At 72.2% G+C, this 20698-nt stretch carries 20 protein-coding genes and 1 pseudogene; 10 read left to right on the top strand and 11 right to left on the bottom strand.

Annotated features, from left to right (window positions below):
• A partial coding sequence (locus TR46_RS15470; protein WP_042400471.1) for a restriction endonuclease occupies positions 1-1345 on the top strand: 1345 nt, incomplete at its 5' end.
• Between the two features lie 25 nt (positions 1346-1370).
• The gene (locus tag TR46_RS15465; protein WP_042400467.1) at positions 1371-1838 is read left to right on the top strand and encodes a DUF6278 family protein; all 468 of its coding nucleotides are present in this window, start codon (positions 1371-1373) and stop codon (positions 1836-1838) included.
• Between the two features lie 12 nt (positions 1839-1850).
• Here the strand turns inward: TR46_RS15465 and TR46_RS37990 are convergent, their stop codons facing one another.
• Positions 1851-2705: a hypothetical protein gene (locus tag TR46_RS37990; protein WP_052432835.1), complete on the bottom strand. Its 855-nt coding sequence runs from the start codon at positions 2703-2705 to the stop codon at positions 1851-1853.
• 439 nt (positions 2706-3144) lie between these two features.
• Between TR46_RS37990 and TR46_RS15455 the strand changes: the two genes are divergently transcribed.
• Positions 3145-3945, top strand: coding sequence for a ZIP family metal transporter (locus TR46_RS15455; RefSeq protein WP_042400465.1), 801 nt, complete (start codon positions 3145-3147; stop codon positions 3943-3945).
• Between the two features lie 31 nt (positions 3946-3976).
• Here TR46_RS15455 and TR46_RS15450 read toward each other — a convergent pair whose 3' ends face one another.
• Together TR46_RS15450 and TR46_RS15445 are read right to left on the bottom strand one after the other, a co-directional pair.
• The gene (locus TR46_RS15450; RefSeq protein ID WP_042400461.1) at positions 3977-4903 is read right to left on the bottom strand and encodes a LysR family transcriptional regulator; all 927 of its coding nucleotides are present in this window, start codon (positions 4901-4903) and stop codon (positions 3977-3979) included.
• Positions 4904-4940: 37 nt separating this feature from the next.
• Entirely contained in the window at positions 4941-5735 is a 795-nt protein-coding gene (locus TR46_RS15445) for a trypsin-like serine peptidase (RefSeq protein WP_042400458.1), read from the bottom strand.
• A gap of 151 nt (positions 5736-5886) precedes the next feature.
• On the opposite strand from TR46_RS15445, the gene TR46_RS15440 reads away from it, so the two are divergent.
• The gene (locus TR46_RS15440; protein WP_042400455.1) at positions 5887-6873 is read left to right on the top strand and encodes an EamA family transporter; all 987 of its coding nucleotides are present in this window, start codon (positions 5887-5889) and stop codon (positions 6871-6873) included.
• A gap of 103 nt (positions 6874-6976) precedes the next feature.
• Here TR46_RS15440 and TR46_RS45050 read toward each other — a convergent pair.
• The 4 genes and pseudogenes from TR46_RS45050 to TR46_RS15420 all read right to left on the bottom strand — a co-directional run.
• Positions 6977-7261, bottom strand: a pseudogene (locus TR46_RS45050) (MarR family winged helix-turn-helix transcriptional regulator); the annotation flags it as partial.
• A 32-nt stretch (positions 7262-7293) separates the two neighbouring features.
• Positions 7294-7749 (bottom strand): GNAT family N-acetyltransferase, encoded by a 456-nt coding sequence (locus tag TR46_RS15430; RefSeq protein WP_042400453.1) that lies wholly within the window; start codon positions 7747-7749, stop codon positions 7294-7296.
• A 26-nt stretch (positions 7750-7775) separates the two neighbouring features.
• The gene (locus TR46_RS15425) at positions 7776-8264 is read right to left on the bottom strand and encodes a glutathione peroxidase (RefSeq protein ID WP_042400449.1); all 489 of its coding nucleotides are present in this window, start codon (positions 8262-8264) and stop codon (positions 7776-7778) included.
• A gap of 111 nt (positions 8265-8375) precedes the next feature.
• Entirely contained in the window at positions 8376-9155 is a 780-nt protein-coding gene (locus TR46_RS15420) for a VOC family protein (RefSeq protein ID WP_042400447.1), read from the bottom strand.
• Between the two features lie 210 nt (positions 9156-9365).
• Here TR46_RS15420 and recD2 point away from each other — a divergent pair, with 210 nt between their 5' ends.
• Positions 9366-11612 (top strand): SF1B family DNA helicase RecD2, encoded by a 2247-nt coding sequence (recD2, locus tag TR46_RS15415; RefSeq protein WP_042400444.1) that lies wholly within the window; start codon positions 9366-9368, stop codon positions 11610-11612.
• Between the two features lie 165 nt (positions 11613-11777).
• Entirely contained in the window at positions 11778-13067 is a 1290-nt protein-coding gene (locus TR46_RS15410) for a citrate synthase (RefSeq protein ID WP_042400441.1), read from the top strand.
• A gap of 209 nt (positions 13068-13276) precedes the next feature.
• Here TR46_RS15410 and TR46_RS15405 read toward each other — a convergent pair whose 3' ends face one another.
• From TR46_RS15405 to TR46_RS15395, 3 genes are all read right to left on the bottom strand, one after another.
• Positions 13277-15661 (bottom strand): heavy metal translocating P-type ATPase, encoded by a 2385-nt coding sequence (locus tag TR46_RS15405; RefSeq protein WP_042400438.1) that lies wholly within the window; start codon positions 15659-15661, stop codon positions 13277-13279.
• A 59-nt stretch (positions 15662-15720) separates the two neighbouring features.
• Positions 15721-15981 carry a heavy-metal-associated domain-containing protein gene (locus TR46_RS15400; protein WP_042400436.1) on the bottom strand — a complete coding sequence of 87 codons (261 nt, stop codon included), beginning with the start codon at positions 15979-15981 and terminating at the stop codon, positions 15721-15723.
• A gap of 189 nt (positions 15982-16170) precedes the next feature.
• On the bottom strand, positions 16171-16971 hold the full coding sequence (locus TR46_RS15395; RefSeq protein ID WP_042400434.1) for an SGNH/GDSL hydrolase family protein: 801 nt from the start codon (positions 16969-16971) through the stop codon (positions 16171-16173).
• 156 nt (positions 16972-17127) lie between these two features.
• Between TR46_RS15395 and TR46_RS15390 the strand changes: the two genes are divergently transcribed.
• The 3 genes from TR46_RS15390 (at position 17128) to TR46_RS15380 (ending at position 19879) form a co-directional block, all read left to right on the top strand.
• Positions 17128-18297 (top strand): PP2C family protein-serine/threonine phosphatase, encoded by a 1170-nt coding sequence (locus TR46_RS15390; protein WP_236655340.1) that lies wholly within the window; start codon positions 17128-17130, stop codon positions 18295-18297.
• 102 nt (positions 18298-18399) lie between these two features.
• On the top strand, positions 18400-18669 hold the full coding sequence (locus TR46_RS15385; RefSeq protein ID WP_042400431.1) for a GlsB/YeaQ/YmgE family stress response membrane protein: 270 nt from the start codon (positions 18400-18402) through the stop codon (positions 18667-18669).
• Positions 18670-18808: 139 nt separating this feature from the next.
• Positions 18809-19879: a hypothetical protein gene (locus tag TR46_RS15380; RefSeq protein WP_152626502.1), complete on the top strand. Its 1071-nt coding sequence runs from the start codon at positions 18809-18811 to the stop codon at positions 19877-19879.
• Here TR46_RS15380 and TR46_RS41110 read toward each other — a convergent pair.
• A complete protein-coding gene (locus TR46_RS41110) occupies positions 19835-20029 on the bottom strand; it encodes a hypothetical protein (RefSeq protein ID WP_152626501.1) in 195 nt (64 codons plus the stop codon). The genes TR46_RS15380 and TR46_RS41110 overlap by 45 nt on opposite strands.
• Positions 20030-20229: 200 nt before the next feature.
• Between TR46_RS41110 and TR46_RS15375 the strand changes: the two genes are divergently transcribed.
• Positions 20230-20691: a MarR family winged helix-turn-helix transcriptional regulator gene (locus TR46_RS15375; RefSeq protein WP_042400425.1), complete on the top strand. Its 462-nt coding sequence runs from the start codon at positions 20230-20232 to the stop codon at positions 20689-20691.
• Positions 20692-20698: the final 7 nt, after the last annotated feature.

Raw genomic sequence — 20698 nt, 5'->3', positions numbered from 1 at the left:
GGCCTATCTGGCCCAGCAGTACACCGACGTCGCCGAGGATGCCGAGCAGCGCCTGGAGGAGTTGCTGGCGCTGGCCGCTGAGCCGTCCCCCGCGGTGGACTTCGACGCGCTGCGGCGCAGCTACGAGCCCCGCCCGCTGCCCGCCGACGCGCAGGTCGAGCCCCCGCGCTGGGCGGACTACGCCCCGGACCCCGGACAGGCCGGTGCGGACGGGCCCGGGCGGCCGCTGCTCAGCGGCCCCTACCAGCAGCGCCTGGCCGAGGCCAGGTTGAAGCACCAGCGGGCCCTGCGCGAGTACCGGCACCAGGAACGGGACCTGCGCGCGCAGGCGGAGCAGGCCCGGCTGGCCCATGAGCAGGAGGAGCAGCAGCGCGCCCGCAGCGTGCGCGAGTACAACGAGCGGCTGGAGGGCTACCGCAAGTCCTACGAGGAGGGCCACCCGGCCGCTGTGGAGTCGGTGCTGGAGCGGGCATTGGCCGCGGCCGGGCGGCTGCCGGGGCTGGAGGTGCCGGCCCGGGTCAGCTACCGAGAGCTGACCCGGACCGCCGTGGTCGACCTGGTACTGCCGGGCCCCGCCGTGGTCCCGGCCGCGCTCCGGTTCCAGGTGGCGTCGGACGGGGGCGTGGAGGCCGTGCCCCGGCCCCGGCGCGAGTGCCTGGTCCGCTACCGGCAGTTGACGGCCCGTCTGGTGCTGCGCGCGCTGGACGCGCTGCTGGCCGCCGACACCGAGTCCCGGCTGGACGGGATCGTCGTCAACGGCCGAGCGGTGACGGCGGAGGCGGGGGAGTCCTGCCTGGTTACCGTGGACGCCCGGCGGGAGGACCTGTTCGCGGGGACGCTGCTGCCGGACACCGACGCCGAGGCCGTCGAACGGCTGTCCGCACTGACCTGCGTACTCTCCGCCGACCCGTTCACCCCGCTTCCGGTGCCGCCGTACGCCATCGGCCGCTCGGGGCCGCCGGCCCCGGAGGAGCTGTCGCCCGGGGAGTTCGCGGCGCTGATCGCCGAGCTGTTCGAGCAGATGGGGCTGGAGGACTGGGAGCCCAAACTGCGCGGCAGGGACGGCCTGCTGGCCTTGGCGGAGGGGGACGGCCGCGGGTTCACGGCGGGCACCCACGTGGTGTTCGCGGCGCGGCGTCCGATGTCGGTGGGGGCCGAGGCGGTGCGGGACGTGGCCGAGGTGATCGCGGACGAGGGCGCCGAAGGCGGTGTCTGGGCCACCACCGGGAGCTTCGAGGCGGACGCCGTGGTCGCGGCCGCGGCCTGTCCCGAGCTCAGACTGATCGACGGCGGCGAGCTCCGCGCCCTGGTCCGTGCGCATCTGGGTGCAGAGCTGGGCGGCTGAACAGCAGTGCTGTCACTCTGTAGCCATGGGTTTCGGCTTTTTGGAACGTTGGGGACTGGAACGTCGGGGCCCGGAACGCCGGCGTGCACGGCGTGGTCCGGGGACCGTCGTTCCGCCCGGGGCGCCCAACCCGGGCACCTTGGACGAGATGCTGTCCGAGTGCGTGATGCTGCGCGAGCAGGCCTCCGACACCGGACTGGTGCTGGACGACTCGGCGGCCTCGCTCCAGGCCTTGGACCAGCTGCTGCCCGGGTGGCGTGACGATCCGGATCCGGAGGCCGCCGAGTGGCTCGGCCATGACGCCGGCCTCTACCTGGGCACGGTGATCGTCCGTACCGTCGCCGGCGCCCGTTGGCGGCAGCTGCCCGACGGGCGGCCGGTGGTCGTGCTGGAGAGCGGACGCGAGCTGGACGTGGTGGCCATGGGCCAGGGCTGGTCCACCGAGGGGTCGCCCGAGCTCTCGGCGGTCTACACGGAGCTCAACAGCGGCTGACCGGACCCCTGGTCAATGGAGCGAGACGGCACAGGCGACCTGCACCGGTGAGCCCGGGTTGTGGACGGTGATGTAGGCCGTCGTCCCGGACGGGCACTGGCTGTCGCGGGCGACCAGGCCGATGATCCGGTAGCCGGCCCGCTGGGCCCCGGTGCCGGTGCATGCCGTCTCCTCCAGTCTGCCGCTGCCCGCGTCGTCCATGCAGTCGCCGACGACGATCCCGAAGCCGCCCCCGCCGCCAGGGTCCCCGGGGTGCGGCGCCGTCAGGTTCCGCGCGCAGGCGATACCGGTGACCTGGCCCTTCGGCATACTGGTGATCTGCAGCGCGAAGTCGGTGCCGCCTGGGCAGGAGCTGGCGGCGGCGCCCGGCGGCAGCCGCCGGATCACCACGGCGGTCGCGTTCCCGGCCGTGCAGGCGACCTCGCTGTAGGAGGTCGCGCCGGCGGAACCGGATCCGGGACCGGACCCGGTTCCGGCCGCGACGCAGGTCCCGACGGCGAGGAAGACCGTCGCGCTGGTCGGCTCCGTGGCATGCGGGGTTGTGACGGCAGTAGGGGTGGCAGAGCGGGCGGCCGTGGCGGTGTCGGCGAGCCGCATGCCGCGGGAGACGGTGGCGGTGGACCGGTGCGCCGAAGCACTCGGTGACGGGCGCGCGCCGGGCGTGCGCTGCCCGGAGGGCGCGCTTGAGGCCGACACGCGCCCGCTCGCGCTGCTGAGCGCCGTCGTCCGGTCGTACGGCGACGTCTGCGGCACCAGGCTCACCTCGACCGTGGACGACCCCGTCCCCCCGGTGTGCCCGCTCGCGCAGCCGGCCCCGGCCGACAGCAGCGCGGCGGCTAGCGCCAGCAGCAGACCCGGCGTCAGCAACCCTGCCCCCGTGCGCACTCGTCCCCGCCCCCGCCCCGATGCGCCCGTCATCCCCACGTGTACGGCCCCCCGCCCCCCATGCGGCCGATGCCCACCGACAGAGTACGCAGCACCGTACGGTCGGGTAAGTACACCGGCGGTGACCCGTCCGGCGCAGTTCGGGGCGCGCGGGGGTGCGGGGTCGCGCACGATTGCGGTGAGGGCGCGGGTCGGGCGTCTGAGAGGGCGGTGGCGACTGGGCAGGGCGCCGCCGCCCTCCTCTCTCGTTCGGTGCGCTCTCTCGTGCGGTGCGGTGCGGCGCGCGGCCGGGTGCATGTGCGGTCCACGGGCCCGGTACGATCCTACTAACGATAAGCATTATCATTACCGCTAGCTGGGAACGACGCACGGGACCGCCCGCTTGCGCGCAGCGGGACGCGATGAGAGCGAGCGTGCGGGAATGCCGGTTCTGGTGGCCGCAGGGGCCTTCCTGATGACACTGGTGGGCGGTCTGGTCGCCGGCAGGGTCGGCGACAAGCGCCACCTGGTGCTGGGCCTGGCCGCGGGACTGATGCTCGGCGTCGTCGGCTTCGACCTGCTGCCGGAGGCGCTGGCCGCGGCCCCGAGCCACCTCTGGGGTGTATCACAGGGTCTGCTGATGTTCGTGCTGGGCTTCCTGGTGCTGCATGTGGTGGAGCGCTCGGTGGCGATCCACCGGGCCCACGAGGCCGAGTACGCGGAGCACCGCCACGGGCACCAGCACCCAGCCGCCCAGGTGCCGCTCGACATGGTCGGGAACAACCGCGCCCACAACCACGGCCGCAGCGAGAAGCTGGGCCTGGCCGCGGCCTCCGCGCTCTGTCTGCACAGCGTGATGGACGGCTTCGCCATCGGTGCGGCCTTCCAGGTCGGCGACTCGTTCGGGACGGTGGTCGCCATCGCGGTGATCGCCCACGACTTCGCCGACGGCTTCAACACCTACACGATCACCCGGCTCTACGGGAACGACCGGCGCCGGGCGCTGATCCTGCTGGGCTGCGACGCGCTGGCGCCGGTCCTGGGCGCCGGGATCACCCTGCTGTTCACCATCCCCGAGCATGCGGTCGGCCTCTACCTGGGCTTCTTCTCGGGCTTCCTGATGTACCTGGCGACCTCGGACATCCTCCCCGAGGCGCACAGCCCGCACCCCTCGCGCTCCACGCTGCTCTGCACCATCGCCGGCGCCGGCTTCATGTGGCTGGTCATCGGCCTCGCCAACTAGGGGCTGCAGGCCCCGACCCGCCGACCGGGGGTCAGCCCTGCTGCGGCTCCGGGGCCGAGTCCCGCTGCGGCCAGTGGCTCTTGAGGGCGTCCAGCGCCGCGGCGATGGCGGGCCGCCGGGACGCGTGCTCGCGCCACAGCGCGAACACCCGCCGGGTGGGCGCGGGGTGCACCGGACGCGCCACCACCGTGCTCGGCAGCGCCCCCCGGCCCAGCCGGGGTACCAGGCCCAGCCCCAGCCCGGCCGCGATCAGTGCGATCTGGGTCTCGAACTCGGCGACGTGGTACCGGATGTCCGGCTCCTGGCCGGCCTCGCGCATGGTCCGCACCAACCAGTCGTGGCAGATGTTGCCGGCCGGGACGCTCACCCAGGGGCGCCCGGCCATGGCCTCCACCGTCAGCAGCGGCTGCGCGGCCAGCGGGTCGCCCGCCGGCAGCAGCACATCCACCGGGTCCTCGCCCAGCGCCATCCTGGCGACCCCCTCGGGCACCCCGAGCGGGGTGTTGGGCCAGTCCTGCACCACGGCCAGGTCGACCTCGCCGCGGGCGACCAGGTCGGCCATCAGATAGGGATCGCTCTCCAGCAGGCTGAGCTCCAACTCGGGATGGACGGCGGCGAGTTCGGCGAGCACGCCGGGGACCAGCCCGCGGGCGGCGGTGGCGAAGGCCGCCATCGACAGCCGCCCGGAGACCCGGCCGCGGCGCTGCTCCAGGGAGACCTCGGCCTGCTCCACCAGGGCCAGCACCTGGCGGGCCGCCCCGACCAGCTCCTGGGCGGCGTCGGTGAGCACCACGCCCCGGCCGCGCTTCTCCAGCAGTTCGGTCCTGGTCTCCCGCTCCAGCTTGGTGATCTGCTGGGACACCGCGGAGGGGGTGTAGCCGAGGGCGGCCGCCGCCGCGCCGACCGAGCCGTGCACCGCGACCGCGTGCAGCGCCCGCAGGCGCCCGAGATCCATCATGGCGCCGAGCCTACGTCCGATCGGCCCCGGGGCCGGATCAGCCCTCGAGCACCGCGGCCCGGTAGACGGCGGCGATGGCTGCGCCGAAGTACGGCGAGTAGGAGATGTCGGGCGTCAGCCCGCCCTGCTGGTAGCCGCCGATGACGCCGACCACGGTGCCCCGCCCCGCCCCGCTCGGTCCGACCCCGGTCAGCAGCGGACTGCCGCTGGTGCCCCCGGGCAGGCCGGGGCAGTCGAACTCCAGCTGGGTGGGACTCTGGGCCCGCAGTCCGCTGCCGCAGTGGACCGGACGCTGGGTCCGGCTCGGGTAGCCCACCACCACCGCGGGGGCCGTGGGCGGGGTGTTGAAGCCGATCGCCTCGGAGCCGACCGCGTCCTGGACCGGCCTGCCGCCGGCCCCGGCGCCCGGAACGGTCGTCAGGAAGGCGACGTCGTAGTCCTGATCGCCCTGCTGGGACCACCGGACGTCAGCGGTCACCCGCACCACCGGCCACTGCCCGTAGGGCTGCACCCCGTCGTGGTACCCGGGAACGAAGACCAGGCCGTTCCGGGCCCTCCCGCTGCCGGCCGGGACCGCGCAGTGGCCCGCCGTGACCAGCAGGTCGTGGCCGGGGCTGTCCACCACCGCGGCCGTGCAGAAGTGGCTGCCGAGCACTCCGTCCGCCGAGGTGAACAGCGCGCCGACCCGGGGCACGCCGCTGAAGGGCACGGAGGCGGGCGGGGCTGAGGCGGGCAGGGCCGAGGCCGGGGACGGAGCGACCAGAGTGGCGGTCGCCAGCGCGGCGGCGAGCATGCCGAGAAGCGGGGCGAGCGCGGGGAAACGATGCGTCATATGACCGTATTGTTCTGATGAGTGGGGCTTTCTGCCACTGTCCAGGCGCAGCTGGGTGACGCGCCATCAGCTGATGATTCAGTATTGCTAATGGGAATGATGAAGAACTATTCGCTGGTGCTCAACGATTGACCGGGGCCAGGATCACGGCATGCCACCTCGTCATCTCGCCCTGGCCGTCGCCGTCGCGGCCGTATGGGGCGTCAACTTCGTCGTGATCGACATCGGCCTGGCCCACTTTCCGCCGCTGCTCTTCTCCGCACTGCGGTTCACCGTGGCGGCGGTCCCCGCGGTCTTCTTCGTCGGGCCGCCCCGGGTGGCCTGGCGCTGGGTGCTGGCGGTCGGGGTGGTGCTCGGGGTGGTGAAGTTCGGGCTGCTGTTCATCGGAATGCACGTCGGGATGCAGGCCGGGCTCAGCTCGCTGGTGCTGCAGAGCCAGGCAGTGTTCACCGCCGGCTTCGCCGCGGTGCTGCTGGGAGAGCGGCCGGGAGGGCGACGGCTGGTCGGGCTGGGGGTCGGCGTGGCCGGGATCGTCCTGGCCGCCGTCGACCAGGGCAGCTCCGGCAGCGGTTCGATGCGGGCCTTCGTGCTGGTGCTGGCGGCCGCCGTGGCCTGGGGACTGTCCAATGTGCTCACCCGCAAGGCCGCGCCGCCGGACCTGTTCCGCTGGATGGTCTGGGTCAGCGTGGTGCCGCCGCTTCCGCTGCTCGGCCTGTCACTGCTGTTCGAGGGCCGGGCGGCCGACCTGGCCGCGCTGCGGTCGCTCAGCCTGGGCGGGGTGGGTGCGCTGCTCTATGTGGCCTGGGGCGCCACCCTGTTCGGCTTCGGCGCCTGGGGCTATCTGATGCGGCATCACGAGGTGACGGTGGTGGCGCCGTTCTCGCTGCTGGTGCCGGTCTTCGGGATGTCCTCGTCCTGGCTGCTGCTCGGTGAGCCGATCACCCCCGTTGCAGGCGGGGCCGCGCTGCTGGTGATCGCCGGCATCGGCCTGGCGTCGTTCACTCCCGGCCGGAGCCGCCCGCTGAGCCCGTCGGAGGCTGCGGCTGCGGATGGGCATGGGGATGGGGATGCGCCTGCTCGTACACCCCGTCGGCCGTCTGCAGCAGCCGCAGCAGCCCGGTCCGGTCGTCCGGACTGATCGCGCCGAAGTACTCCCTGGCGAACTCACGGCGGACTCCGTCGATCCGCGCGACCATCCGCTCGCCCTCCTCGGTCAGCCGCAGCAGGATCGCCCGCCGGTCGTCGGGGTCCTGCACCCGCCCGACCAGGCCCGCCGTCTCCAGCGCGTCCACCACGGTGGTGACCGAGCGGGGGGCGATGTGCAGCCGCTCGGCGAGCTGGTTCAGCCGGATCATCTGCCCGCCGTGGTGCGCGCCGCGCGCCAGCACGTCCAGCGCGCGCCCCTGTGAGGGGGTGATGCCGAAGGGCGACAGCCGGTCGAAGGTGCCCCGCCTGATCCGCTTGGCCGCGCGCAGGACGGCGTCCGCGAGGTCGACCTCGACGGGTACGGGGTTCGGGGCGGCCACGGGGTCTCCTGCGGGTCCGGAAGGAACGAGGGTCAGCTCAGCGCCAGTTTGAAGCCCACATGGGACCCGGTGAAGCCCAGCCGCTCGTAGAAGCGGTGGGCGTCGACCCGGCTGGAGTCGGAGGTGAGCTGGACCAGGCTCGCGCCGAGCCGGCGGGACTCCTCGATGGCGTGCTCCATCAGCAGGGTGCCGAGACCCAGCCCCCGTTCGGTCGAACGGACCCGTACCGCCTCCACGACGGTACGGGTCGCTCCGGCCCGGGACAGGCCCGGAATCACCGTCAGCTGCAACGTCCCGACCACCTCGCCCTGCCGTTCCGCGACCAGCAGGTGCTGGTTGGGATCGGCCGCCAGGCGGTCGAACGCGGCCAGGTACGGCGCCAGGTCGTCCGGCGTCTCCCGGCCGGCTCCGAGTGAGTCGGCGGCCAGCAGGGCCACTATCGCCGGGACGTCGTCGACCACGGCCGGCCTGAAGAGATGATCCGTCATGATCGCAAGCTTAGGCCCGGTCCGGGTCAGGCCGGCAGCTGCGCCTCGATCGCGGCGACCACCTCGGTCGCCTCCGGCTCGGTCCGCGGACGGAACCGGCCGACGATCTCGCCCTTCGGCGACAGCAGGAACTTCTCGAAGTTCCACTGCACATCGCCGGCCTCGCCGTCGGCGTCCGCGGTCTTCGTCAGTTCGGTGTAGAGCGGGTGCCGGGACTCGCCGTTCACGTCGATCTTCTCCAGCAGCGGGAAGGAGACCCCGTAGGTGGTGGAGCAGAAGGTCTGGATCTCCTCGGCGCTGCCCGGCTCCTGCCCGGCGAACTGGTTGCACGGCACGCCGAGCACGGTGAAGCCGCGGTCGCCGTACTGCTGCTGCAGTCGCTCCAGGCCGGTGTACTGCGGCGTCAGGCCGCACTTGGAGGCGACGTTCACCAGCAGCACCGCCTTGCCCTGGTAGGCGTCGAGGCTGGTCGCCTCGCCCGACAGGGTGTGCAGCGGGATGTCGTACAGGCTCATGCGGGACCTCCGTGATGGGGCACTTCGTGTCTGTGGGTGACAACTGCCACTCCGCGACAACAGTGCCCCATCACGTGCTCTTCCCGATCGCCCGGGGTCACGTGACCCGGTTCAGCCCTGGGGCCGCGGCTCGGTGGCGATCACCGCGTAGCGGGCCCCCAGCGGGTCGGTCAGCTGGGCCATCCGGCCCACACCGGGGAGGGTGTCCGGTCCCATCAGCGTGCTCGCGCCGAGGGCGGTGGCCTTGGCGACCGAGGCGTCGCAGTCCGCCACCTCGAAGTACGGGTGCCACAGCACCGCCGGGAACTGCGGGTCCGCCATCATCCCGGCGAAGCCCGTCTCCGGGCCGCCGGGGATCGAGATGATGTTGTAGACCATCCCCTCGCCCATCGGCATCGCCTCGAAGTGCCAGCCCAGCACGGACTCGTAGAAGGCTGTCGCGGCCGGGCCGTCATGGGTCTGCAGTTCGAGCCAGGACACGCTGCCCGGGACGTCGACGACCTGGAAGCCGGAGTGCTCCAGCGGCTGCCAGACGGCGAACCTCGCGCCGGTGGGGTCGGTGTACTGGGCCATCCGGCCCATCGTCATGACCTCCATCACCGGCATCCGGACCGTTCCGCCGGACTGCTCGACGGCCTTGGAGGTGGTCTCGACGTCGGCGGTGCCGAAGTACGGCGTCCAGGCGCTCTGGCTGCCGGGCTCCATGTTCGGGCCGAGGCCGCCGATCATCCGCCCGTCGAGCTCCAGGAAGACGTAGCCGCCGGTGTCGGGGCCGGCCGAGCGGGCGGTCCAGCCGAAGAGGGCGGTGTAGAAGGCGCTGCTCGCCTCGACGTCGTTGCTGCCGAGGTCGATCCAGGTGGGCGCGCCCGGGGAGTTCGTGCTGCTGAGCATGGTGTGCTCCTGCGGTGTGAGTGTGGGTGTGCGGTCCCTTGGTTGTGCGCGATTCATTGCCGGCTCACAGTCTTGCGCCAGGCACTGACAATGCGGAGCCCTCAGGACGGCAGGATCGAAAAGAAATTATTTCGGTCATTTTCGATCACGTTCGATAGTCGCAAATGATGCCGGTCCGCGCCTGTCAGACCCCGGTTGTACGGTTCCCCCATGCCCGACCGCGCCAGTACTCCGCCGATCCAACTCGCCGAGGTCACCGGCGTGCTGGAGCGGATCACCTATGCCAACGAGGAGACCGGCTACACGGTGGCCCGGGTCGACACCGGCCGCGGCGCCGGGGACCTGCTCACCGTCGTCGGCGCGCTGCTCGGCGCCCAGCCCGGGGAGAGCCTGCGGCTGCACGGCCGCTGGGGCAGCCACCCCCAGTACGGCAAGCAGTTCACCGTCGAGAACTACACCACCGTGCTGCCCGCGACGGTCCAGGGCATCCGCCGCTACCTGGGCTCCGGGCTGATCAAGGGCATCGGCCCGCGGCTGGCCGACCGGATCGTGGACCACTTCGGCACCGAGACCCTGGAGGTGATCGAGCAGCGGCCGGAGCGGCTGATCGAGGTCCCCAAGCTGGGTCCCAAGCGGACCAAGCTGATCGCCGCCGCCTGGGAGGAGCAGAAGGCGATCAAGGAGGTCATGATCTTCCTCCAGAGCGTCGGCGTCTCCACCTCCCTGGCCGTCCGCATCTACAAGAAGTACGGCGACGACTCCATCCGGGTGGTCAAGGAGGAGCCCTACCGGCTCGCGGCCGACGTCTGGGGCATCGGCTTCCTCACCGCCGACCGGATCGCCCAGGCCGTCGGCATCCCGCACGACAGTCCGCAGCGGATCAAGGCGGGGCTGCAGTACGCGCTGTCGCAGGGCTCCGACCAGGGCCACTGCTACCTGCCCGAGGAGCAGCTGATCTCCGACGCGGTGAAGCTGCTTGCGGTGGAGATCGGCCTGGTCATCGAGTGCCTGGCGGAACTGGTGGGCGAGGAGGGCGTGGTCCGCGAGCAGGTCCCCGCCGACGAGGGCGGCGGGTCCGAGGGGCACGTCGAACAGCGCACAGCCGTCTACCTGGTCCCCTTCCACCGCGCCGAGATCTCGCTGGCCAACCAACTGCTGCGGCTGCTGAAGGGGCCCGAGGACCGGCTCTCCGGCTTCGCCTCGGTGGACTGGGGCAAGGCGCTGACCTGGCTCAAGGGGCAGACCGGTGCCGACCTCGCGCCGGAGCAGGAGCAGTCGGTGCGGCTGGCCCTCACCGAGAAGGTCGCGGTGCTGACCGGCGGCCCCGGCTGCGGCAAGTCCTTCACCGTGCGCTCCATCGTCACCCTCGCGCTGGCGCGGAAGGCGAAGGTGGTCCTGGCCGCCCCTACCGGGCGGGCCGCCAAGCGGCTGGCCGAGCTGACCGGCTGTGAGGCGTCCACGGTGCACCGGCTGCTGGAGCTGAAGCCGGGCGGGGAGGCCGCCTACGACCGGGACCGGCCGCTCGACGCGGACCTGGTGGTGGTCGACGAGGCCTCGATGCTGGACCTGCTGCTGGCCAACAAGCTGGTCAAGGCGGTCGCCCCGGGCGCGCACCTGCTGCTGGTCGGCGACGTGGACCAGCTGCCCTCGGTCGGCGCCGGGGAGGTGCTGCGGGACCTGCTGGCCCCCGGCAGCCCGGTCCCCGCGGTCCGGCTCACCCGGATCTTCCGCCAGGCTCAGCAGTCCGGGGTGGTCACCAACGCCCACCGGATCAACGAGGGCGTCCCGCCGATCACCGAGGGCATGGCCGACTTCTTCCTCTTCGCCGAGGAGGACGCCGAGCTCGCCGCCGGTCTCACCGTGGACGTGGTGGCCCGCCGGATCCCGGCCCGCTTCGGCCTGGACCCGCGCCGCGACGTGCAGGTACTGGCCCCGATGCACCGGGGCCCGGCCGGCGCCGGGAACCTCAACACCCTGCTGCAGGCCGCGGTCACCCCCTCCCGTCCTGACCTGCCCGAGCGCCGCTTCGGCGGCCGCACCTTCCGGGTCGGCGACAAGGTCACCCAGATCCGCAACAACTACGAGAAGGGCGCCAACGGGGTCTTCAACGGCACCGTCGGGGTGGTCACCGCGCTCAACCCGGAGGAGCAGCGGCTCACCGTGGTCACCGACGAGGACGAGGAGGTGCCCTACGACTTCGACGAGCTGGACGAGCTGGCGCACGCCTACGCGGTGACCATCCACCGGTCGCAGGGCAGCGAGTACCCCTGCGTGGTGATCCCGGTCACCACCAGCGCCTGGATGATGCTGCAGCGGAACCTGCTCTACACCGCCGTCACCCGGGCGAAGCAACTGGTGGTGCTGGTGGGTTCGCGGCGCGCGCTGGCCCAGGCGGTCCGCGCCGTTTCCGCCGGTCGCAGGCATACCGCGCTGGACCACCGGCTGCGCGTAGGGTGATCAGGCTGTGCGGTTGCTGTCGAGAAGTGAACGCACGGCGGCTTGTTCTTTGTGGTGTTCAGCTCTTTGTGGGCACCCTGACTGCACCTTTGTACGGCAAGTGGTGGACAGTGTTAGTAGTCAGGGCACCCCTTGAAGAGGTTCATTTCGCTGGTGAGGGAAGACGTGAGCGACAACTCTGTAGTACTCAGCTACCACGGCGACGAGTACGAGTACCCGGTGGTGAACTCCACCGTCGGCAACGCAGGCTTCGACATCTCGAAGCTGCTCAGCCAGACCGGCCTGACCACGCTGGACAACGGCTTCGGCAACACCGCGGCCTGTAAATCGGCGATCACCTACATCGACGGCGACAAGGGGATCCTGCGCTACCGGGGCTACCCCATCGAGCAGATCGCCGAGCAGGGCACCTTCCTGGAGACCGCGCACCTGCTGATCAAGGGTGAGCTCCCGGACGCTGCCCAGCTCGCCGCGTTCCAGCGCGACGTCTCCCAGCACACCCTGCTGCACGAGGACGTCAAGCGGTTCTACCAGGGCTTCCCGCGTGACGCGCACCCGATGGCGATGCTGTCGTCGGTGGTCAGCGCGCTGTCCACGTTCTACCAGGACAGCCACAACCCGTTCGACGCCGAGCAGCGCGAGCTGTCCGCCATAAGGCTGATCGCCAAGCTGCCCACCATCGCGGCCTACGCGTTCAAGAAGGCCCAGGGCCACCCCTTCGTCTACCCGCGCAACGACCTCGGCTACGTCGAGAACTTCCTGCGGATGACCTTCGCGGTGCCCGCCGAGGACTACGAGCTGAACCCGGTCGTCGTCAGTGCCCTGGAGAAGCTGCTGATCCTGCACGCGGACCATGAGCAGAACTGCTCCACCTCCACCGTCCGTCTGGTCGGCTCCTCCCAGGCCAACCTCTTCGCCAGCATCTCGGCCGGCATCAACGCGCTCTGGGGGCCGCTGCACGGCGGCGCCAACCAGGCGGTGCTGGAGATGCTCACCGCGATCAAGAACGACGGCGGCGACGTCGACGCCTTCATCCGCAAGGTGAAGAACAAGGAAGACGGCGTGAAGCTGATGGGCTTCGGGCACCGCGTCTACAAGAGCTTCGACCCGCGCGCCCAGATCATCAAGAGCGCCGCCCACGACGTCCTGGCCCAGCTGGGCAAGGCCGACGAACTACTGGACATCGCGCTGAAGCTGGAGGAGCACGCGCTCACCGACGACTACTTCGTCTCGCGAAAGCTCTACCCCAACGTGGACTTCTACACCGGTCTGATCTACCGCGCGATGGGCTTCCCCACCAGCATGTTCACCGTGCTGTTCGCGATGGGCCGGCTGCCGGGCTGGATCGCCCACTGGCAGGAGATGATCACCGACCCGACCAGCAAGATCGGCCGTCCGCGGCAGATCTACACCGGCATCGAGACCCGCGACTACGTGCCCGTCGCGGCGCGCTGACCCCTCGCCCGGGGCTGCCCCGGGCCGTCCGGAGACGCGCACGGCGCGGACCGTAGGGGGAGGCCGCTCAACCACCCCCCGGCCGCGCCGTGCGCTGTCGGCCACCCAGCGACGGAGGCCGACGTACGGGGTCCGCCGGAACCCCGATTCACGTGTTGTAACACACAACAGGGGGCCGGAAGTTACGCCGGTCCCCTGTGACTCCGCTCTCATGTCGCAGAGTAGTGGCGGCGTGACGTCGGGCCGGGTCGGTCCGACTGGGCCCGGAAGCTCCGCAGCCGCAGGCTGTTGCTCACCACGAAGACCGACGAGAAGGCCATCGCCGCTCCCGCGATCATGGGGTTGAGCAGCCCGAACGCCGCCAGCGGCAGTGCGGCCACGTTGTAGCCGAAGGCCCAGAACAGGTTCCCCTTGATGGTGCCGAGGGTCCGCCGGGACAGCCGGATGGCGTCCGCCGCCGCTCTGAGGTCGCCGCGGACGAGAGTGAGGTCCGCCGCCTCGATCGCCGCGTCGGTGCCGGTGCCCATCGCCAGACCGAGGTCCGCCCGGGCGAGCGCGGCGGCGTCGTTCACGCCGTCGCCGACCATCGCGACGGTACGGCCCTCCGCCTGGAGCCTGGCCACCACGGCGGCCTTGTCCTCCGGCAGCACCTCGGCGATCACCCGGTCCTGGTCGATGCCGACCTCCCGGGCCACGCTCGCCGCCACCGCCCGGTTGTCCCCGGTCAGCAGCACCGGCGTCAGGCCCAGGGCCCGGAGCCGGCGCACCGCCTCTGCGCTGGTCGGCCGGACCGCGTCGGCGACCACCAGGACGGCCCGTACCGCCCCGTCCCAGCCCACCAGGACCGCGGTGAGCCCCTCGGCCTCCGCGGCAGCCCTCGCGGCCCGCAGCGGCTCCGGCAGCGGCTGCTGCGGCGCGCCCCGCACCGCCTCCGGCGGCTGCGCCGGGCCGGACCGCTCCTGCCCCAGCACGAAGGCCTCCCGGCCGGCCACCACGGCATGCCCCTGCACGGTGCCCCGGACGCCCAGTCCGGCGGTGTTGCGGAAGCCCTCGACCGGCGGCAGCACGCCGCCCGGCTCGACGGCCGCCGCGGCCTCGGCGACGGCCCGGGCGATCGGGTGCTCGGAGGCGTGCTCCAGCGCGCCGGCCAGCCGCAGCGCCTGCGCCCGGTCGACGCCCTCGGCGGTGTGCACCGAGCGCAGTGCCATCTGACCGGTCGTCACCGTGCCGGTCTTGTCCAGCACCACGGTGTCCACCGCGCGGGTGGACTCCAGCACCTCGGGTCCCTTGATCAGGATGCCCAGTTGGGCGCCGCGCCCGGTGCCGACCATCAGCGCGGTGGGGGTGGCCAGGCCCAGGGCGCAGGGGCAGGCGATGATCAGCACGGCCACCGCGGCGGTGAACGCCTCGGCGGCGTTGCCGCTGACGGCCAGCCAGCCCAGCAGCGTGGCCACCGCGATGACCAGCACCACCGGTACGAAGACGGCCGAGATCCGGTCGGCCAGCCGCTGGGCCGCGGCCTTGCCGCTCTGCGCCTCCTCGACCAGTCGGGCCATCCGGGCCAGCCGGGTGTCGGCGCCCACGCCGGTGGCCCGGACCACCAGCCGCCCGCCGCAGTTGACGGTGGCTCCGGTGACCGGGTCGCCGGGGGAGACCTCGGTGGGAACCGACTCGCCGGTCAGCAGCGAGGTGTCCACGGCGGAGCTGCCCTCGGCGACCACGCCGTCGGTGGCGATCTTCTCACCGGGGCGGACCACGATCAGGTCGCCGACCGCCAGCGCGGAGACCGGCACCCGCTCCTCGCGCCCCCCGCGCAGCACGGCGGCGTCCTTGGCGCCCAGCGACAGCAGGGCGTGCAGCGCGGCACCGGCCCGGCGCTTGGCCCTGGCCTCCAGGTAGCGGCCGAGCAGGATGAAGGCGGTGACCCCGGCGGCGGTCTCCAGGTAGAGCGTGGAGGAGGCGTCACCGGCGCCGACCTCCAGGCTGAAGCCGTGGGTCATCCCCGGCATTCCGGCGGTGCCCAGGAACAGCGCCCAGGTGGACCAGCCGAAGGCGGCCAGGGTGCCCAGCGAGACCAGGGTGTCCATGGTGGCCGCACCGTGCCGCAGATTGGTCCAGGCGGCGCGGTGGAACGGCCATCCCGTGTACGCCACCACCGGTCCGGCCAGGGCGAAGGAGAGCCACTGCCAGTTGCGGAACTGCAGCGCGGGGACCATGGCGAGCAGCACCACCGGCACCCCGAGCACGACGGCGACCAGCAGCCGCTGCCGCAGCAGGGCGAGCTCGTCGTCGGTGCTCCCGTCGTCCGGCGCCGCCCCGGTCCCGGATCCGGTTGCGGGCTCGGGCTCCGGTCGCGGGGCCTCGGCGGTGTAGCCGGTGCGTTCGACGGTGGCGATGAGCTCGTCCACGCCCACCTCCGGGGCGTGGCTGACGGTCGCCTTCTCGGTGGCGTAGTTGACGGTGGCCTCCACGCCGTCCATCCGGTTGAGCTTCTTCTCGACCCGCGCGGCGCAGGAGGCACAGGTCATTCCGCCGATGGCGAGCTCGACCCGGAGCCGGGGAGCGTCGTCCGTCCTGGAGGTGGCAGTGCTCATGGTGCGTACTCTCCTCTCGCGGGGTCCGGCCCGGTCGCCCGGCCCGGACCCCGGGGCACTCAGACCCGGCCGACCAGCTGGTAGCCCGCCTCGTCGACGGCGCTGCGCACGGCCTCGTCCGCCAGCGGCTGCTCGAAGTCCACGGTGACCGTTCCGGCCTTCGCGTCCGCGCTGACCCCGGTGACCCCGGGCAGGGCGCTGATCTCCTCGCTCACCGACTTCTCGCAGTGACCGCAGCTCATGCCGGATACGGTGAAGACGGCAGTGGACATGTGTTCCTCCAGGGGTCGTTCCTTGCTCGCTCGCTTATCCAACACCATACCCCTAGGGGGTATTCCGCAGAAGCGTCGGCCAAGGGTTTTCGGATATCGGGTGATCCCGGCCACCCGATACAGAGGGTAACCAGATGAACACCATCTGTTCACATGCGCCCGTCGGAAACGCCGGAGGCCCGCTCCTCGGAAGGGGCGGGCCTGGCGGGTGCGCGACGCGGACGCATCGGGGCGGCGCTAGCCGAGCGGTAGCAGGTCGGGGCGCTTGGCGGAGACCGTGTCCCCTGAGGACTCCCCGCGCAGCCGGCGGCCGACCCAGGGGAGCAGGTGCTCGCGGGCCCAGTGCAGGTTCTCCCGGCGCAGCTCGGCCGGGGTGTGCGGCGGGGTGGAGGGCCAGGGGGCGTCCGGGGCCTCGACAGTGTCCAGGCCGAGCGCCCGGGCTGCCAGCAACGCGACCCGCTGGTGGCCCTCGGGGGAGAGGTGCAGCCGGTCCTCGCTCCAGGCCTGCCGCTCCCGCAGCGGCCGCAGCGCCCAGATGTCGGTGACGGCGAGGCCGTTGCGGTCGGCGATGGCGCGCAGATGGGCGTTGTAGGTGGCGATCTTGCCGCGCAGATGCTTGAGCACCGGGGTGTCCCGGGTGTCGAAGCCGGTGCAGATGAGCACGGTCCCGGCGGACCCGCGCAGCCGGACGGCGGCCGCCTCGAAGCGTTCGGCGACCTCGTCCGGGTCGCTGCCGGGCCGCAGGATGTCATTGCCGCCGGCGGTGAAGCTGACCAGGTCGGGCCGCATCCGCTCGATCTCCGGCACCTGCTCGTCGACGATCTGGTCCAGCAGTCGGCCGCGCACCGCCAGGTTGGCGTAGCGGAAGTCGTGCGGGCCCTCGGGGGTGCGCGGGCGGTCCTCGGCGAGCAGTCGGGCCAGCCGGTCGGCCCAACCGGCGAAGCCGCCGTCCGGGTCAGGGTCGTTGAGGCCCTCGGTGAAACTGTCCCCGAGGGCGACGTAGGAGGTGAACACGGGAGGATCGGTCTGCGCGGCCATGGCGAAAATACTTCACCACCTCAAGTGAGCTACGCCATCGTAGGTATGCGTTGACGGCGGTGATATGGCCCACGTAGAGGGCGGGAATAGTCGGGTGGGATTTGGGCGGGTGAACACTATGCCCTGGTTTATCCAGTATTCGGGTAGATTCACGGTGTGACAGGGGATCAGCCGGACCGGAACCAGCCGCGCATCGGCGAGGTGGGGACCTACGCGCTCGGCTACGACGCGGCCGCGGTGCTCAAGGCCAGGCTCTGGGTGCGGCTGCTGGCCCCCTGCCTGGTGATGACCCTGGTCTCGGTGCTGGACGTGCTGGCCGGGGACAACACCTACCTGGCCTCGCTGCTGTCGGTGGTCCCGCCGCTCGCCGCACTCACGCTCTACCCGCTGGAACTGGTGCTGACCAGCGCCCTCGGCATGGCGCTGCTGGTGGTGCTGAGCCGCTACGACGGGCTGGACCAGCAGTACGACCGGCGGCTCTTCTACGGCACCCTGGTCTCCTATGTCGCGCTGTCCGCCGCAAGTGTGGTGATCGCGCACCTCCGCATCATCCGGACCCGGCACCTGGTCGCCATGAGCACCGTCGCCGAGGCCGCCCAACTGGCACTGCTGCGCCCGCCGGAGCCGATGGTCGGCGACATCCGGCTGGCCGCCCGCTATGTCTCGGCCGCCGACGCCGCGAAGATCGGCGGGGACCTGTACGGAGTGCTGGACACCCCGTACGGGGTGCGCGCGATCATCGGCGACGTCCGCGGCAAGGGACTGGCCGCGGTGCAGTCCGCCGCCGTGGTGCTCGGCGCCTTCCGTGAGGCCGCCTACGACGAGCCCGGGCTGACCGGGGTGGCCCGGCGGCTGGAGGCCAGCGTGATGCGGCATGTGCCCTCGGGGGAGTTCATCACCGCGATGCTGGTCGGCTTCGGTGAACGCGACTCCGTCGAACTGCTGCACTGCGGACACGTTCCACCGCTGCTGGTCTCGGCCGACGGCAGCGGGACGCTGCTGAACCCCCCGGACCCCTGGGTACCGCTGGGCCTCGCCCACCTCGCCTCCGGCGGGCCGCAGCCCTGGACCGTGCCGTTCGGGCCCGGGGACGTGCTGGTGCTCTGCACGGACGGGGTGGTCGAGGCCAGGCTCAGGGGCGCGGGCGACTTCTACCCGCTCGCGCAGCGCGCCCCCGCGCTGGTGTCCGACAGCGGCGGCGACGTGGAGGCGGCCGTCGCCCGCGTCTACGCCGATCTGCTCCGGCACGCGGGCGGATCGCTGCGGGACGACGCCGCGCTGCTGCTGCTGGCCAGGGAGGCGGGACCGCGGTGGCCGGGGGCGTGACCACGATGGCCCGCGGGGCGTCACCCGGATGGTCCGCGCCGGAGTGCGACCGCTGCCGCCGGGTCCGAGGCTTGGGCGACAGATCGACCGAGGAGGATCCACATGTTTCAGCTCGTCTGGATCGTGATCGTGGGCGCCGTGCTGGGCGTCCTGGCGAAGATGCTCCTCCCCGGCAAGCAGGCGATCCCGTTCTGGCTGACCGTGATCTGCGGCATCGTCGGCGCGCTGCTCGGCAATCTGCTCGCCTCCTGGATCGGGGTCCGCCACACCAGTGGCGTCGACTGGATCCGACACCTGCTGCAGCTGGTCGGCGCGCTGGTCGTGGTCGGCGCCGGCGCCTCGTTCTGGCCGCAGGCCAGGTCCAGGAACTGACCGCCCACGCTCTCCCGGGCCCCTGGCACGCCGCCTGACGGTGCGCCAGGGGCCCGCGCCGGTTCGCGGACGGGCCGCTCCTTCGGCGTTCGGCTTCGCGGTGGCTCCGGCGCCCGTGCGGCCCGCCTAGACTGGCGCGATGCCGACAGCAGAGCCGACGGCCGGGGCCCCGGTGGCGACCGGACCCGCAGCGGGTGGCTCGCTGCGCCGGTCCTGGCTGGCCGCCACCCTGCTGCTCACCCTCGGTCCGCTGCTCGGTGCGGTGCTGGTGGCGCCGCGGACGGGTACGGCCCCCGGCGCGGGGCTGGGGCTGCTGCTCTTCGTGGGCTCCTCGGTCCATGTCGCCAGCACCGGCTGGTTCTACACGGTGCCCGAGGTGCGGCAGCACCTGCGGGCCAACCCCGGCCGCTACCTGGTGGCCCCGGCGGCACTGATCGCGGCGACGGCCGTACTGGCGGCCCTGGTCCCGGCGCGGGCCTTCGTACTGGTCCTGATGGCCTTCTTCGCCTGGCAGTTCTTCCACTTCCAGAAGCAGAACCTCGGTCTGGCCGCGCTCGCCTCCGGCGCCTACGGCTGCGGGCCGCTGCGGACCGGCGAGCGGCTGGCCCTCACCGGGACCGGGATCGCCGGGACGGCGGGGCTGCTGTGCCACCCCGCGCTGCTGTCGCTCAGCAACGCGCCCGCGCTCAGAGCGCTCTTCCCGCTCGCAGCGTGGGCGTACGCGCTCGGCGCGGGCTACGGCGCGGTCCAGCTGATGCGCCGTCCCCGGGCCGGGCGGCCCGTGCCGGTCAGCGCGGTCTACCTGACCTCGCTGGCCTTCTTCCTACCGGTGTTCCTGTTCGACTCGCCCTATGCGGCCGTCGCCGGGCTGACCGCGGCGCACGGCTTCCAGTACCTGCTGATCATGGGCCTGGTGGCGGGCGGCGGCCCCGGCGGCCGCCAGTTGCGGCTGATATCCCTGGGCGTCCTGCTGAACATCGGCCTGATCCTGGGCCTGGCCCTGAATCTGGCCTCGCACCTGCACACCGGCCCGGCCCCGGCCCGCGCGGTGTACGGGGCCTACCTGGGCGTGGTGATGGCGCACTTCGTGGTCGACGCCGGACTCTGGCGGCTGCGGGACGAGTTCCCCCGGAGGTTCCTCGCCCCGCGACTGCCGTACCTGCTGTCAGGGCGCTCCGCCGCAGCCGCCGAAGGCCGAGGCGGAGGGTGAGAACAGCAGCACCATCGCGACGGCCGCGCCGGCGAGGCAGGCCAGGCCCAGCAGTGACAGCAGCAGGGCGAGCCGGGTCCGGCTCCGGCGGGGTCCCGCCGCCGGGGTGTCCTGCGGCGCCCCGTTCATCCGCCGATCCAGCTGTGTCATGGTGATCCGCCTCCTCGTCAGTCGGGTGCCGACGCCCCCTCGTGCGAGTGTGACGTGGATCGCCCTGGCCGGGTTCCCGCCGAGGGCGGCACCTCGATCACGGCTCAGACACAGGCCAGTAACGCCGGGTCAGCTGATGCTGTGCGCCCCTGAGGCAAGAATGATTGATGACGTCAAGTTGTTGCAGTACCCTCGATGGCATGAATGGCACCACCGCGCAGTCCGCCACCGCCCCCGCCGTCCCGACCAAGGCCGACCTCATCGAGGAGTTCGCCGCCATAGGGAACGCCTACTACCAGGACTTCGCCGCCGTCGCCGCGAGGCACGGACTGACGTCTGTGCAGGCCAAGGCGCTCGCGGTGCTGGTGCGGCAGCCGCTGCCGATGCGCGGCATCGCGGAGCAGCTGGTCTGTGACGCGTCCAATGTCACCGGGCTGGTCGACCGGCTGGAGACGCGCGGGCTGGTCCGGCGGGAGGTGGGGGCCAGCGACCGGCGGATCAAGATCGTGGCCGCGACGGAGGCGGGGGAGGCGGCGATCCGCGCGGTCCGCGCGGACATGCAGACCACGCACCAGGCACTGGACCTGCTCAGCGATGGTGAGCGGAGCGTGCTGTTCGAGCTGCTGACGCGGTTGCGGCCGGTGCTGGAACAGAAGAGCTGAGGTCCCG

Source organism: Streptacidiphilus carbonis, assembly GCF_000787775.1.
In the GTDB taxonomy this organism is placed as follows: domain Bacteria; phylum Actinomycetota; class Actinomycetes; order Streptomycetales; family Streptomycetaceae; genus Streptacidiphilus; species Streptacidiphilus carbonis.
Note: the sequence above shows the minus strand (reverse complement) of the source record. Positions and strands in the feature narration are given on the sequence as shown.

Coding starts and splice junctions, on each gene's coding strand:
- TR46_RS15465 (WP_042400467.1), top strand. CDS start 1,371: ATGGGTTTCGGCTTTTTGGAACGTTGGGGACTGGAACGTCGGGGCCCG.
- TR46_RS15455 (WP_042400465.1), top strand. CDS start 3,145: ATGCCGGTTCTGGTGGCCGCAGGGGCCTTCCTGATGACACTGGTGGGC.
- TR46_RS15450 (WP_042400461.1), bottom strand. CDS start 4,903: ATGATGGATCTCGGGCGCCTGCGGGCGCTGCACGCGGTCGCGGTGCAC.
- TR46_RS15445 (WP_042400458.1), bottom strand. CDS start 5,735: ATGACGCATCGTTTCCCCGCGCTCGCCCCGCTTCTCGGCATGCTCGCC.
- TR46_RS15440 (WP_042400455.1), top strand. CDS start 5,887: ATGCCACCTCGTCATCTCGCCCTGGCCGTCGCCGTCGCGGCCGTATGG.
- TR46_RS15430 (WP_042400453.1), bottom strand. CDS start 7,749: ATGACGGATCATCTCTTCAGGCCGGCCGTGGTCGACGACGTCCCGGCG.
- TR46_RS15425 (WP_042400449.1), bottom strand. CDS start 8,264: ATGAGCCTGTACGACATCCCGCTGCACACCCTGTCGGGCGAGGCGACC.
- TR46_RS15420 (WP_042400447.1), bottom strand. CDS start 9,155: ATGCTCAGCAGCACGAACTCCCCGGGCGCGCCCACCTGGATCGACCTC.
- recD2 (WP_042400444.1), top strand. CDS start 9,366: ATGCCCGACCGCGCCAGTACTCCGCCGATCCAACTCGCCGAGGTCACC.
- TR46_RS15405 (WP_042400438.1), bottom strand. CDS start 15,661: ATGAGCACTGCCACCTCCAGGACGGACGACGCTCCCCGGCTCCGGGTC.
- TR46_RS15400 (WP_042400436.1), bottom strand. CDS start 15,981: ATGGTGTTGGATAAGCGAGCGAGCAAGGAACGACCCCTGGAGGAACAC.
- TR46_RS15395 (WP_042400434.1), bottom strand. CDS start 16,971: ATGGCCGCGCAGACCGATCCTCCCGTGTTCACCTCCTACGTCGCCCTC.
- TR46_RS15385 (WP_042400431.1), top strand. CDS start 18,400: ATGTTTCAGCTCGTCTGGATCGTGATCGTGGGCGCCGTGCTGGGCGTC.
- TR46_RS15380 (WP_152626502.1), top strand. CDS start 18,809: ATGCCGACAGCAGAGCCGACGGCCGGGGCCCCGGTGGCGACCGGACCC.
- TR46_RS41110 (WP_152626501.1), bottom strand. CDS start 20,029: ATGACACAGCTGGATCGGCGGATGAACGGGGCGCCGCAGGACACCCCG.
- TR46_RS15375 (WP_042400425.1), top strand. CDS start 20,230: ATGAATGGCACCACCGCGCAGTCCGCCACCGCCCCCGCCGTCCCGACC.